This window comes from Bacillus sp. OV322 (genome assembly GCF_900112495.1).
Classification (GTDB): Bacteria; Bacillota; Bacilli; order Bacillales; family DSM-1321; genus Peribacillus.
Map to the genome: position 1 here is coordinate 473,737 of NZ_FOMA01000003.1, position 14,406 is coordinate 488,142.

Here is a 14,406-nt window from a genome sequence, read left to right on the forward strand (position 1 = left end):
GTGATAAGCATGAACCTTAAAAATAAATTGAATATGATGAAGAGCCATTTGAACCTGGAACAAAATCAAAATCAGGAAGTGCATAGCGAAAAAAGGATTCAGACGCAATTGCTCCCGGAAAATGCAGATATTCCATTTTTGGAAAAATGGAAGAATAACAGCACAGAGCTTTATACATTGGACGGAAATTACTGCTTTATCCGTGAAGTCAGGTATCCGCTAACCCATAAACATGGCAACTGGACCTTCATCGAACTGGAAAGCGTAATAAAAGAATGGAATTCCAGTGTTTTGGAACATCCGCTTTCAACAAAGGGTTTAAGTATGGAGGATTTGTTTTTCTTTGATACAGAAACAACAGGCCTTGGGGGAGGTGCCGGCAATACCATTTTCCTTCTGGGATATGCCTATATCAGGGACAACGAAGTAATCGTGCGCCAGCATATACTGCCTGAGCCCGGAAGCGAAATACCGCTGTATAACAGCTTCCTTGAAAATATCAATTATGAAACCCTTGTTACGTATAATGGCAAAGCTTTTGACTGGCCGCAGTTGAAAACCAGGCACACGCTGATCAGGGAGCACGTTCCAAAGCTTCCCGAATTTGGACATTTCGATTTGTACCATGCTTCCAGAAGGCTTTGGAAAAATAAACTGGAAAGAGTCAAGCTATCTGCAGTAGAAACAGAAATCCTTGGATTTGAGCGGGAAAACGACATACCAGGATACCTGGCTCCCATGATTTATTTTGATTTTGTTGAAAGAAAAGACCCTGATATCTTATTCGGGATTATGAAGCATAATGAACTGGACGTGCTTTCTCTTATTACGCTTTATATTCAATTGTCCCGCCAGATCCTGCAATTGGACGGGTATGGCGAGGAATCACTTGAAATTGCACGCTGGCTCGATCATCTTGGTGAAAAGAAAGACGCTCTCCAAACGTATCAGCAGGTGATTGAAAAAGGAAGCAATGAGGAACGGATTACAGCCCAGCATGCGATTGCCTATCAGGAAAAAAGAAAGAAAAGCTATGACTCGGCTTTTAAAAAGTGGTCTGAGGTTGCCCTAAAGGGAAAAACGCGGCAAAAAATAGAAGCTGCCATTGAATGCTCGAAGCTTCTGGAACATCAGTTCAAAAATCCTGCCGAAGCAATAGGCTTTGCTGAATTGGCGCTGAAAGCTTTGAAGGAAGCAGCTGATATCAAAATGGAAGCTGTCCACCGTGCCAAAATTGAAAAAAGGCTGGACAGGCTGAATAAAAAACGTCAGCTATCTTCCTGAACTGCATGTCATAATCTCCATCTTTTTTATTTAAAAAGCGGATGCTGCCCAAAAGCTGATCCGCTCTTTTTTATGTTCCCCGCTTATGAAAAATTTTCCTGATATTTCGCCTGATATTTTTGTTGAAGGCGCTTAATAATATGTGTAAAATGGAAAATTGTATGGTATATAAAATACTAAAATATAAGGACGGAAAAACATGTACAAAGCTATTTTGGTTTTATTTTTTGTTGTAATCTGTCTGACAGCAATCGTCTTTTCATCGATGAAAGACAGCTTTTATTCCTTTTTATAAATTATTAGGTTTTTGACCAGTTCAGATGTACCCCTTTTCTCATAGTCTGTTATTGTAAACGAATTAAGACGAAAGGGGAAAAGATATATGAGTTTTTTCAATCGAAATAGCGGCGCTAACAAACCGTTCAAGGGTGCACCGTACGGTCCAGGCCCAATGGGACCTCAAGCAGTAAGCCCGGCCGAATATGGCCCAGGCCCAATGATGCCCGGCCCGATGAGCCCAGGAGGTATGGGAGCTGGCCCAATGGGACCGCAGGCAGTAAGCCCGGCTGGATATGGCCCAGGCCCAATGGGACCTCAAGCGGTGAGCCCGGCTAATATTGGACCATCTAATGTACAGCCGCCAATTGTCTCACCAACACAGAACTTTGTTAACACAAATGTTTATAAAACAATTGTGCCGCACATTCATCCAAGCCACACTACAACGGTTAACAAGCATGTTTTCCAGCATCAGCACTATTTCCCGCATACGGCTTCAGTAGTAAACGAATGCTATAACCAGCAAATGATCTGCGGCAATCCGTGCCCGCCGCCACGTCCATTTGGCTGCTAATGCTGCAAGGGCTTAAATGCCCTTGTTTCTTTTGATAGGGGGGATTCCGGTGAATGTATTATACATAACAGGCTATAAGCCGTTTGAATATGGAATTTTTAAAAATGATCATGAAGGTGTAAAATATATAAAGAAAGCAATTATGAATCGATTGCTACCCCTCGCAGATGAAGGCCTGGAATGGGTGATTATTTCCGGAACACTCGGAACCGAGCTGTGGGCAGCAGAAGTTGTCTTTGAACTGCAGAAGGAGTATGAAAATCTAAAACTGGGTGTTATTACACCTTTTTTAAAGCAAGAAGATAAGTGGAATGAAAAGAACCAGGAATATTACGGACAAATATTATCGAAAGCTGATTTTGTTGACAGCATATACAGGACAGAATATGAAGGTCCGCAGCAGCTCAAGGCGAAAAATCTGTTTATGGTAAGAAAAAGTGAGGGCATGCTGATTATTTATGATGAAGAAAGAGACGGTTCCCCTAAGTACGCCTTTCAGGAAGCGAGAAAGCATCAGGATGCCAGCGGCTATGAAATTATCCAGCTCACGTTTGACGATCTGCAGCAGGCGGCAGAGGAATTAAACTGGAATGAGTGATTTTCTGCGAACATTTTGGGAAGAATTAGAGAAGTATCGTTGACAAATCATAAGAGATTTGAAAAAATAATAAAAAGTCGATGTATGGCGAAAGTATTGAGGTGATTCTAATGCTGTCTGATAAGATAAAGCTGACTGCAAAGGATATATTGGAGAAAGATTTTAAAACAGCAATGAGAGGTTATAAGCCTGAAGATGTGGATCAATTCCTGGACATGATCATAAAAGATTATGAAATGTTCTATCAGGAAATTGAAGATTTAAAACAGGAAAATGCCAAACTGAAAAAACAGGCCGATGATGTTACAAGGCGGCAGCCGGCACAGGCATCTGCAGGTGCTGCTCCAGGGACAACCAATTTCGATATCCTAAAACGGTTATCCAATCTGGAAAAACATGTATTTGGAAGCAAGCTTTACGAATAATTCTTTTTTTTGAGGAATTATTTTTTATTTACCATTGATGTTCGCATTTTTAATTGCTATAATGATTTCTGTTATGTTAAACGTTCGGGTAATTGCTGCAGCATGTAATGCTGTAGAGGAAAGTCCATGCTCGCACAGGCTGAGATGCCTGTAGTGTTCGTGCCTGGTGAAAAAATAAGCCAGGGCAGCAGGCAACTGCTGACGGCCGGGAAAATGCCTAAGTTCCTTGGAATATGGCATGAATACCTATAAAAGTGCCACAGTGACGTAGCCTTTCCAGAAATGGAAAGGGTGGAACGAGGTAAACCCCACGAGCGAGAAACCCAAATTATGGTAGGGGCGCTTTCTTTCTTGGAAATGAACGAGGAGAAGGACAGAAGCGCATGCTTCTGTAGATAGATGATTACCGCCGAAGTACGAGACGAAGGTCGCTTGCAGTACTGAGGAACAAAACATGGCTTACAGAACGTTTTCATATCAAAACAATGAATATTAACTCTCCTTGGTGCAAGGAGGGTTTTTGTTTTGCTGTCTGCTGCATGAGGATATATAAAAGATGTTCGATACATAATTGCTGGCTTGAAACAGCATGGTTAAGACTCCAAAAAGGATATACTATGATATATGACAATATAGGCTGGAAAATGGATAGGAATATTTATTAAAGAGAGAAGGTGCTGAAATGAAACAATACGATATTATCGCGACTTCAGCAATGGGCCTGGAATCAGTTGTGGCAAAAGAAGTCCGGGATCTTGGCTATGATTGCCAGGTGGAAAACGGGAAAATCATGTACAAGGGTGATGCTAAGACGATTGCACGCTCAAACATGTGGCTGCGAAGTGCAGACCGCGTTAAAATTAAGGTTGGAGAGTTTAAAGCCACATCTTTTGATGAATTATTTGAGAAAACAAAGGCTTTAAGATGGGAAGACTTTCTGACTGCTGATGCCGAATTCCCAGTCAGCGGAAAATCCGTAAAATCGGCGCTGTACAGTGTCCCGGATTGCCAGGCAATCGTGAAAAAGGCCATTGTCGAAAGAATGAAGAAGCAATATAATCATGTTTCATGGTTTGAAGAAAATGGCCCATTATATAAGATTGAAGTTAGCATACATAAAGATATTGCGGTCATCACACTCGACACAAGCGGTGCTGGATTGCATAAACGCGGCTACAGATCAGGACAGGGGGAAGCCCCTCTTAAAGAAACCCTTGCTGCTGCATTAATCATGCTGACCAACTGGAACCCAGATAAGCCTTTCATAGATCCATTCTGCGGTTCGGGAACGATCCCTATAGAAGCGGCCATGATCGGGCAAAATATCGCACCTGGCTTCAACAGGGAGTTTGTATCTGAAGAGTGGCCGATTTTTGGGGCTGAGGTATGGGAAGAAGCAAGGCAGGAAGCGGAAGATCTTGCAAAGTATGATCAGCACCTTGATATTTCGGGATACGACATTGACCATAAAATGGTGGAAATAGCCAAGGTAAACAGCTTTGAAGCAGGATTTGCCGATTTGATTTCTTTCAAACAAATGCAGGTAAGAGACCTTACAACTAAAAAGGAATTTGGTGTAATTGTCGGAAATCCTCCTTACGGCGAAAGGATCGGGGAACAAAGGGCTGTTGAACAAATGTACAAAGAAATGGGACAGGCTCTTTCTAAGCTTGATACTTGGTCCATTTATATGATTACTTCGCATCCTGATTTTGAAAAGTTTTATGGTAAGCAGGCAACAAAAAAACGCAAGCTTTTCAATGGATTCATCCGGACAGACTATTATCAGTATTGGGGAAAGCGCCCTTCTAGAAAATCCGGTATTGATAAGGCTTAAGGAAACAAAAAGCATTCTGCAGCCGGCTATTGGCAATATTTTGTTGACCACACTCTTTAATAGGGATGTGGTTTTTTGTTGCTTAAATTGCTATAAAGCACTATGTGAAAGAAAAAAAATTCAGGAATCTATCAGAATACACTTAAGATATTTATTCAAGTAACTTAAGGATGTTTTTAAATAACTGTCTGCACTGGGCCGTCCGGGATGTGCATATAAATGGAGGGGAAATCCCAGTGATAAAAAGAAAAGGGGTTTGGGTAGTTACATCGATGGGTAGGTCTTAGGTATGCTAAAGGTGAATATACCATGGAAAGATATAGTAAAAATGAATGAGGTGATGGTTCGATATAGTTGTTTGAATAAAAGGCCCGGGCTGTGTTAGCTGTTCCAGTACATACATAAGCTAACGGGAAATTGCTGACTGGCTGCTTCCAGTGCAGGCGGCGGCTCCGTCCCAGGGGGTGTAGCCAAGGCGGCGCTGGCAGAGGATGTAGTATCCGGTATTTTCGGCTTACCATGGATCAATCTGAACATGAAGGAAACTGTCTGAGAATCTGCAGGAAGTGCAGGCGGACTTAAGGGCCTTGCTTGTGGTGTCAAGGGCGGTATCGGTTTTGAACGGCAGAAAATAAGGAATTAATTTAAGCATGAGAGGAGCACTTGGATCATGGCAAAGGATTTTAATTCATTAGAAATTGAAATTGGGGAAGAACTTCTTCCGATAGGAAGTGTCGTCGAGACAGAGATTGTCCCCCAGGCATTGATGATTTACGGAAGGAAGCAGCAGAAGGCAGACAAGAAGACAGTCTGGGATTATGTGGCATGCCCGTACCCTCAGGGACATATAGGCGAAGAAACCAATGTATTCTTGAATCATAGCCAGATTGGCAGAGCTGTCTTCAAGGGTCTTGAGACGGAAGGCGAAAAGGCACTGAGACAGCAGCTTAATGCCCTTTTTAACAAATCAAGATGAATGCATTTGTTCAATGGTTTATAGAACCATATACTACAGCTGCATCAGAAATGAGGCTTCTGGCCGGCCGGAAGAGACAGGGCGGGACCGATGAAGAAAAGCAGCGAATTGGACAGCTGATCACATTTAACTTGGCATTTATAATCTTATTTTCTATTTTCCTGGCAGCTGCCATCATTTATCCGGTCATATCCCTCGTTATGGGGAATTGGTACGGATTTGGCATCTGGATAATTTCCATCCCCATGATGCTTCTCGCAAAGACGGTCTACAAGAACAGATATTTACCGAGAAGGGACGCTTTCATCAAAGGTGCCCCCGATTTGATGAACCGTTAGCAGGAGCCGGAAAAAACTACTCAGCGAAAAATTTATCGTCGGCCTGCTGCTTGCAGGATGCAGCAGTGCAGGGCCGGCTTCTGAAAATAAAAAAGAACTGACTAAAAGAAAAAACAGGAAATCTTCCTTGAATTCGTCAATAAAGATACAAAGAAGGCGTCCGATTATGAAGTAGAGGCGTTTCAATCCCTCGGATCAGTATCCGGTAAAAACTGCACAGATGATAAAACCCTCTATAATAAGTTTGTAAACAAAACCATGCCTGCTTATAAAAAGGCCGTCGATTCAGCGTTTCTGAAACCTTCTATAAAGCTCTTGAGCTCGAGAAAAAAGCACTGGAAAAAAGTGAAAAGAAATCATCGAAGAGTATTATAAGGATATGGAAATATCATCTGTAATTACAAGTTTGATTATAAGCCTAGGAAATCACAGCCATAAACTATAAAGCGCAGTCCTCTGGGGGATTGCGCTTTATACTTCATTAAGTTTCGGAAGGCTGTCGGAACCCTTTCGGAACCTTTTCGGAAGTTATGAAGGTTTCGGAAGGCGATTGCGAATTCAAGATGCAGGAGTGAGCAAATGAGTAAACTTAAACAGCACTTCTAAAACTTAATCATGAACACTAATTAAGAAGACAAGAATATTCCATGAATACATAATTATCCTGCACTTAAACTGATACCGGATATTATCAGTATGTAGGGGAGGGCGGACCGGCAGTGTAGAGGCAAAAAAATGCAAGCTTTTCCGGACAGATTATTATCAGTCTTGGGGAAAGCGTTCTTCTTGAGTATAATTTTTGCGAATTAAAGGGAAAACAGGAGAAAAGAACCAGAATATCCTTTATGAAGAATCAAAAAAAAGATATTCTCTCTTATCGGGAGGACAATGGTCCTTCCTTAAAAAAAGCTGAAAGTTACTATCACCTGAAAATCATGTTCGCGTTCCTTTTTTCTCTGTGATTTTCCGCCTTGGTGAAAGGCCGCGCACTTGCTTATCTTTTCCTTTTCTGTTATTCTTAAAAAGAATTATTTTTGTTCGGTATTAGGAAAACAAGTTGTTATAACTTTCTTACCTTAATATCATTAAGAGCAAGGATAGTAATACAATGTGTGGCTATCACACTAGGAGGCAACAACAATGGAACAAGGTAAAGTAAAATGGTTTAACGCAGAAAAAGGTTTTGGTTTCATCGAACGCGAAGGCGGAGACGATGTATTCGTACATTTCTCAGCTATTCAAGGCGAAGGCTTCAAATCTCTTGACGAAGGTCAAGACGTTACATTTGATGTTGAGCAAGGCCAACGCGGACCTCAAGCATCTAACGTACGTAAAGCTTAATTAATAGTATCCCAAAACAGGCCCTTTCCAGGGTCTGTTTTTTTGGCTGCCCTTAAAACCAGGGTGAGGTCAATGTATGCATTTATTCTCCCTCAGATTACTGCCGTATAAAATGGCGCATTTATGCATATCATATATGTATGACTGGTTTTTAAGGGAGAGTGGGCGGACCATGACCATGTATAATATGGATAATATCAATAGTTTTGAAATGATTTCTAAGGCTTTGTCATCTTCGTATGAAAACATCAAGGTAGATCAAAAAAACTCTTTGGGTTTGACAAAGCTAATGGAAGCTGAAAAAAATATGTTTCAGGCTTTAACTTTTCATCTTCAAAATGATGGGAAAATAGAAGATTAGCTTAAAAGTTTTGTTTAAGCTCGGTCCTGCTGCGGAAATCAAACAAGCTGAAGGATAGAGCCTCAAAATATGGGCTATTGGCTGCGCGGGCATATTGCTTCTGCATGCTGGTAGGCTTTTTTCTTTTGGGCAGAAATAGCGGTGCCAAAAATCAATGATGGTGCCCGCATTCCTGCAGGGGATGTTTCTAAATAGTTGACGGAGACACAAAAATAAAGGATAATTTACTTTTGTTTATATTTATCCGTACATTATTGGACAATTTTCCGATTGAAATAGAAGGGGAGAACGCAATGCTGCAAACACTGCCTTTTCAGGTAACAAAAGAAGATTCATTTTATGACAAGCTTTCAGAGTGGATCGGAGACGTATTTTACGATATTCTCCCTGAAAAAGGGTTTGAACTACGTGATGAACAGGTTTTTATGGCATTTCAGCTTGAAAAGGCTTTTAAAGAAAAAGGTGTCATATTCTCAGAAGCAGGAGTAGGCACAGGAAAAACACTTGCCTATTTGCTTTATGCGATTTGTTATGCGCGCTATACCAATAAGCCTGCCATTATTTCCTGTGCAGATGAAACGCTGATTGAGCAATTGGTCAAAGAAGAAGGAGACATCCAAAAGCTGAAGGAAGCATTGAATCTTGAGGTGGATGTACGGCTTGCCAAATACCATGATCAATATCTATGTCTTAAAAAGCTTGATCACGCTGTCACACATGAAGACTCCGAAGCAATTGACCAATTATATGATGAACTGCCCAAATTCGTTCTGAATGGTTCTTCAATGGCTTCTTATACTCCTTATGGCGACCGTAAGCAGTATCCTTACATGAGTGATGAAGATTGGGCAAAAGTCGGCTGGGACCAGCTTCAGAATTGCTTTACCTGCGATAAACGCCATCGGTGCGGACAGACATTGTCGAGAGATCATTACCGCAAATCCGCTGATTTGATCATTTGTTCCCATGACTTCTTTATGGAGCATGTCTGGACTAAGGAAAAACGCAAGCGTGAAGGACAGCTGCCGCTTCTTCCGGAACACAGCTGTGTGGTTTTTGATGAAGGCCATTTGCTGGAATTCTCAGCACAAAAAGCCTTGACCTATAAAATAGGGGAATCTACACTATCCACAGTTCTTCAATCGCTGATAGCTAATGAAGTACGTGAAGAGACGTTGTATGTAATAGAAGACCTGATTGACCTTAATGAAGAATTCTTTATCCTGCTTGAGTCGGCAGCCATTCATGTACCTGGCTCCAACCGTTATGAGCTTCCTGAATCACAAGCGATCATGGAATTTGCAGGAAGGCTGCACAAAAAGGTGGAAGAACTGGAAGAAAGCCTGGTCTTTGAAGCTGAATTATATACAATTAATGAATATGATTTAAAAGTGACAGAAGAGTACCTGGAGCAGCTTGGCTATTCACTTTCTCTTTTCTTGAATAACAGACAGGCCGTAACATGGTTTGAAGATCATGACAGCACAAAAACGCTTGTTATTATGCCTAGGCTTGTACAGGAAATCCTTGCAGAGGAAGTTTTCTCAAAAAGCATGCCGTATATCTTTTCATCAGCAACACTTTCGGATAATAAATCATTTGATTATATTGCCGACAGTCTTGGTATAAAACAATATTCAAGTTTTTCTGTTGAATCTCCTTTTGATTACGATGACGTCATGAAAATTTCCATTTCTTCTGCGGATGCCGGGGACAATATTGCTAAAATGGAATATACCCTTGACAGTATTGAGGCAGCAGGGGGAAGGACGCTTGTGCTATTCAAATCAAAGGAAGATCTCCAATGGTTTAAAGATCACAGTGAAGAAGGCGCCTATCCTTTTTATTTCGAGGGTGACTCGGAAATCAGCGAGCTTGTGAAAAGGTTCCAGGAAAACGAAGCATCAGTACTGTTTTCTTACCACCTTTGGGAAGGTCTTGATATTCCTGGAGATTCACTGAAGAATGTTGTGATATTTTCCCTTCCGTTCCCTCCGCATGATCCTGTTTTCCAGGCAAAACGAAAAGCTGCCGGAAATCCTTTTGAAGAAGTGGACATGCCTTACATGCTGCTGCGCCTAAGACAGGGGATAGGAAGATTAATCAGGACTTCGGAAGATTCAGGAACCGTCCATATTTTAACTGAAAACAGCATGCCGGAAAGTGTACTTAACCAAGTCAAAGCTGTTTTGCCGATTTCAATTTAACACCGGGATTTTCCGGTGTTTTTTTAGATTTTTTACAGTGGCATTAATAGATTATTTCCAATTTTTCAAAAAAATCTATGTTAAACAATAATGTTGTTTTTTTAAAAAAAGAGGGGACTCCAGTATTAAGGAGTTCCCTTGCTAGTTCAATAACTTCTTTGCATCGTTTGAAATGTAGTTTTTTAACATTACCAGTTCATCTTTCTCAAAACCATAAGTATCTTTATAATTTGAATAACATTCAAGCACTTTTGCAACAGTATTTTGCATTTCTTTGGGAAATGTAGATACCCCCCAGTTACCAGCTTCTAGCTTTGAAGAAATAACTCCTTCTTTTAGGTACCAATAAACTCTAATCAAATTTAGCGTACAGTAAATTGGGTCTTCTTCGATATTTTTTAAACAATTCGTGAAATCCCCCGTTATTGATGATAGATAATCAGAGGATGGAACTAACGGAAAAGCTTCCTCAATAGATTTACCATATACACACACCCCTCTTTTATTAGTAATGGTAATATGAGCAGCTAAATCTGCATCGGTATTAACATCACCATTCAAAAATTTTTCTGTTCCACTTAATAAATCATTTGCATATCGTTCTCTCCAAAATTCACTATAATGAAAATCAAATGGGCAAGGATGCTGCCAGACTTTTAATTGTTCAGTATTCAGGAAACTAATTTCAACAGGAAATGGGGAACTAGAATGCGTTAATAAGAGCTTTGCTAACTTCCTTTTAGTTTCAACTTTCATCGACTTGTTTGTAATGGCCAATACATCAATATCGCTACTGTTCGGATTAAATCCTCCCATTGCTAAAGAACCGTGGATATAGATACCAATCAAATCATCATTTATTATCTCTGAAATCTTTTTTTGCAGGTTAAAAATAAATTCTTTTGTATCGGATGAATTCGTTTTCAAATTATAAATCACCTATATTACCCCTTTTTATTCCTAAGGAACTTCGGTACCCATTTGAAGCTGATGGAGAATTGTGAACATGAACAAAAGCCGCAGTTATTCTAAATATGGAATAACTGCGGCTTTTATGTATTTCGTCCTTCCAGAGACCAAATGGGATGCCTGGTTTTTTTAACACACTTTAATGGCTAGTTAGCTTTTTCTGCAGAGTTTCGGAAAAACTGCTCACAATGCCATCATGCCGAAAACTATAAAAGCAAAAGCTTTTAAAAAAAGTCATAGAAAAAAGGCGTATAGTCTGGAAGTAGATCCTGAAAATCCTGTACGGTCTGCTGAGATCCTGAAACAAGGCCAGCATCAAAAAGCTCAACAGGAGTTTTATAGCCCAGCAAAATGGCCGTAAGCTCATTGATAGAGAGGGATATTCCCTCCATATCCCCGCTTTGGGTTTCTATATTGTCTTTTTTTATTACAAAAGATTTTTGATTGCCATCAAGAATCGTATCCTTTAAATGAAGGGCGATTTCTTTGGGTCCGCTGCTCCAATTAAAAGGATATTGCTTCAAAAATGCTTCTGCATGAATGATTCTTGCCATGAAATAAGGAGTCAGTTTTGCAGGAACCCTCGGTTCGGGAAGTATATGAAAAAGAGGTTCCCTTTCATGAGCTGTAATGGAGACTGAATCAACCATTGAATCATGCTGGCAGATATAATTCCATAATCCAATCCGTGCTTCTGGGGTTAAGGGGACAAATTCAGATACAGTCATTTTATGTTCACCAATTCGGTACAATAGATACCCCAGAGGATTATTGCGGGTATCATAAAAGACGGCGGCATGCTTTGTATCATATACAGACTGAAGCCACCAGGAGGTAGAGCGTACCAGCATGCCTGGGTGCTGCTTTGCATACTGATTGTAAATGTGCTCTATTTCTTGAGGGTGGCTGTCTTTTGTATATCGTTTAATTTTCCCTGCCGCTTGCTTCTTCCGCACAAGGTCACCTTTGGATAAAGTGATAGTAAGCCGGTTCGAGAAAAGCTCCCAGCCATATTTTCTGTAAAAAGGAACAGAAAAGGGATGCAGCATGGAAAGGGCATATCCCTCGCTGTACATTTTTACTAAAATAAAGCGGAGAAGCTCATTGACATATCCCTGCCTTCTATATTCAGGGTAGGTGGCCACACCTGCCAGGCCGCCCATTTTCAATTTCCTGTCACCTGAATATACTTCAAGAGGCAAAAAATGAAATTTTGCCGCAAGCCGGTCATTTTCATTTATTCCGTATACCAAATGATGTTTTTTCATTGTTTCAATTTGCCCGGCAATCTGCTCTTTATTTACAGTATATTGAAAGGCATATTCTGAAAGCTGTATGGCCTCCATAAATTGATTTTCCTCTAAGCGATGGATTTTCATTTTTTCCCCCTTGATTATTAAAATTGCTCAACCTGTTCAGGATAAGCTTGTTTCGTCTTCGTTCTCTTCCTCCAATTCGGCACAGGAGAAGCAAATCAGATTCTTATTAAACAATATGCCATCCAAAAAACCGTTTCTGCAAAATATTTTTTCTCCGCACCGGGTGCACAAACCAATAAACTCAATCATTGAAAGGCCCCTCCCTTATCTGATTTTTCTGAACAAAAACATAAATGGCAATTATTGTTCTATTATATGTTAAAATACTGGTTGAAAGCAAAAGGGGGAATAACAATGTCACTGGCAATAGAACATACGAAAAAAGAGTTTTTGGCATACATAAAGAAAATTTCCGCTTATAATGAAGCACTTGCCCTTATTTATTGGGACCTTCGTACAGGAGCACCGAAAAAAGGGGTGGAACAGCGGTCTGAGGTTATCGGCATGCTATCTTCTGAAGTATTCGGCATGACTACAAGCAAGGAGATGGCTCATTTCATCGCAAACCTTTCTTCTGAAGAGGCGATGGGGCAGCTATCGGATGTTGTCAATAAAATGGTTGAAGAATGCAAAAAAGATTATGAAAAAAACAAAAAAATTCCATCAGATGAATATAGGGAATTTGTCATCCTTCAATCAAAATCAGCCAGTGTCTGGGAAGAAGCAAGGGAAACCTCGGACTTTGCGATGTTCCAGCCATATCTTGAAAAAATTGTTCAATATACACGCAGATTTGTTCAATACTGGGGTTACGAAGGAAATCCTTATAATACTTTATTAGATATATATGAACCAGGAATGACTGTAGAAGTACTCGATAAAGTATTTGGAGAGCTTCGGGAACGGATTGTTCCGCTGGTCAGGAAAATCTCAGAAAGCGAAAATCAGCCGGAAACTGAATTCCTGTATAAGCATTTTCCTAAAGAAAAACAGCAAAAATTCAGCCTTGATATCCTAAAACAGCTTGGGTATGACTTTGAAGCCGGCCGTCTTGATGAAACCGTACATCCTTTTGCAACCGGCATAAATACAGGTGATGTCCGTGTTACAACACGCTATGATGAAAATGACTTCAGGGGTGCCATATTTGGAACAATCCACGAGTGCGGGCATGCGATTTACGAACAGAATATTTCTGAGGAATTAACCGGGACACTGCTTGATTCCGGGACATCCATGGGAATTCATGAATCACAGTCCCTTTTCTTTGAAAACTTTATTGGACGGAACCTGCACTTTTGGAAAAAACAGTACCCCTTGCTTAAACAGTATGCCGGGGAACAATTCGATGCAATAGATCTTGATGTTTTCTATCGCGGGATAAATGAATCAAAGCCTTCTTTCATCCGTATCGAGGCAGATGAACTGACATATCCTCTGCACATCATGATCCGATATGAAATTGAAAAGTCCTTATTCAATGGAGACCTGGAAGTAAAGGACCTGCCTGGTGTCTGGAATGAAAAATATAAAGAATACCTTGGAATTACACCAGAAAATGATGCTATGGGTGTCCTTCAGGATGTTCATTGGTCTGACGGAAGCTTTGGATATTTTCCGTCTTATGCACTGGGGTATATGTATGCAGCACAATTCAAACATGCAATGATTAAGGACATTCCAAATTTTGATGAGCTATTGGAACAAGGCAGCATTGCCCCAATAAAAGAATGGCTGAATGAAAAAGTGCATCAATTTGGAAAAACAAAAAAACCTCTGGAAATTTTGGATTCTGTGACAGGAGAAGGACTGAATGTCCAATATCTGATTGATTATTTAGAAGAAAAGTACGGACAAGTTTACAAGCTGAATTAAGAGAGAGAAAAAAGTGCAGAATT

General features: G+C 40.4%; 14 protein-coding genes and 1 other RNA gene. 12 read left to right on the forward strand and 3 right to left on the reverse strand.

Annotated elements, in window-relative coordinates; all coding sequences use genetic code 11:
- The first annotated feature begins 9 nt into the window (after positions 1-9).
- The 11 genes from BM126_RS10125 to BM126_RS10175 all read left to right on the forward strand — a co-directional run bounded on the left by BM126_RS10125 (position 10) and on the right by BM126_RS10175 (position 10,220).
- Positions 10-1,284: a ribonuclease H-like domain-containing protein gene (locus BM126_RS10125; RefSeq protein WP_090989370.1), complete on the forward strand. Its 1,275-nt coding sequence runs from the start codon at positions 10-12 to the stop codon at positions 1,282-1,284.
- Between the two features lie 382 nt (positions 1,285-1,666).
- Complete coding sequence (locus tag BM126_RS23290; RefSeq protein ID WP_371261435.1) at positions 1,667-2,137, forward strand: CotD family spore coat protein; 471 nt, start codon at positions 1,667-1,669, stop codon at positions 2,135-2,137.
- Between the two features lie 49 nt (positions 2,138-2,186).
- Positions 2,187-2,735: an SLOG family protein gene (locus BM126_RS10135; protein ID WP_090989371.1), complete on the forward strand. Its 549-nt coding sequence runs from the start codon at positions 2,187-2,189 to the stop codon at positions 2,733-2,735.
- A 110-nt stretch (positions 2,736-2,845) separates the two neighbouring features.
- Complete coding sequence (gene gpsB, locus BM126_RS10140) at positions 2,846-3,160, forward strand: cell division regulator GpsB (RefSeq protein WP_090989429.1); 315 nt, start codon at positions 2,846-2,848, stop codon at positions 3,158-3,160.
- Between the two features lie 80 nt (positions 3,161-3,240).
- Positions 3,241-3,627, forward strand: an RNA gene (gene rnpB / locus BM126_RS10145) — RNase P RNA component class B.
- Between the two features lie 215 nt (positions 3,628-3,842).
- A complete protein-coding gene (locus tag BM126_RS10150) occupies positions 3,843-4,997 on the forward strand; it encodes a THUMP domain-containing class I SAM-dependent RNA methyltransferase (protein ID WP_090989372.1) in 1,155 nt (384 codons plus the stop codon).
- A 670-nt stretch (positions 4,998-5,667) separates the two neighbouring features.
- A complete protein-coding gene (locus BM126_RS10155; protein WP_090989373.1) occupies positions 5,668-5,973 on the forward strand; it encodes a DUF4176 domain-containing protein in 306 nt (101 codons plus the stop codon).
- Positions 5,970-6,311, forward strand: coding sequence for a hypothetical protein (locus BM126_RS10160; protein WP_090989374.1), 342 nt, complete (start codon positions 5,970-5,972; stop codon positions 6,309-6,311). Before BM126_RS10155 ends, BM126_RS10160 begins: the two co-directional genes overlap by 4 nt.
- 1,140 nt (positions 6,312-7,451) lie before the next feature.
- Positions 7,452-7,652 (forward strand): cold-shock protein, encoded by a 201-nt coding sequence (locus tag BM126_RS10165; protein WP_071351225.1) that lies wholly within the window; start codon positions 7,452-7,454, stop codon positions 7,650-7,652.
- 187 nt (positions 7,653-7,839) lie between these two features.
- Complete coding sequence (locus BM126_RS22315; protein ID WP_177201383.1) at positions 7,840-8,013, forward strand: hypothetical protein; 174 nt, start codon at positions 7,840-7,842, stop codon at positions 8,011-8,013.
- A gap of 293 nt (positions 8,014-8,306) precedes the next feature.
- Entirely contained in the window at positions 8,307-10,220 is a 1,914-nt protein-coding gene (locus BM126_RS10175) for an ATP-dependent DNA helicase (protein ID WP_090989430.1), read from the forward strand.
- Between the two features lie 141 nt (positions 10,221-10,361).
- Here the strand turns inward: BM126_RS10175 and BM126_RS10180 are convergent, their stop codons facing one another.
- From BM126_RS10180 to BM126_RS22320, 3 genes are all read right to left on the reverse strand, one after another.
- Positions 10,362-11,147, reverse strand: coding sequence for a nucleotidyltransferase domain-containing protein (locus BM126_RS10180; protein ID WP_256213047.1), 786 nt, complete (start codon positions 11,145-11,147; stop codon positions 10,362-10,364).
- 266 nt (positions 11,148-11,413) lie between these two features.
- Complete coding sequence (gene eis, locus BM126_RS10185) at positions 11,414-12,568, reverse strand: GNAT family N-acetyltransferase (RefSeq protein ID WP_090989377.1); 1,155 nt, start codon at positions 12,566-12,568, stop codon at positions 11,414-11,416.
- A gap of 36 nt (positions 12,569-12,604) precedes the next feature.
- A complete protein-coding gene (locus BM126_RS22320; protein ID WP_177201384.1) occupies positions 12,605-12,757 on the reverse strand; it encodes a hypothetical protein in 153 nt (50 codons plus the stop codon).
- A 105-nt stretch (positions 12,758-12,862) separates the two neighbouring features.
- On the opposite strand from BM126_RS22320, the gene BM126_RS10190 reads away from it, so the two are divergent.
- Complete coding sequence (locus BM126_RS10190) at positions 12,863-14,383, forward strand: carboxypeptidase M32 (RefSeq protein ID WP_090989378.1); 1,521 nt, start codon at positions 12,863-12,865, stop codon at positions 14,381-14,383.
- The last annotated feature ends 23 nt before the right edge of the window (positions 14,384-14,406 follow it).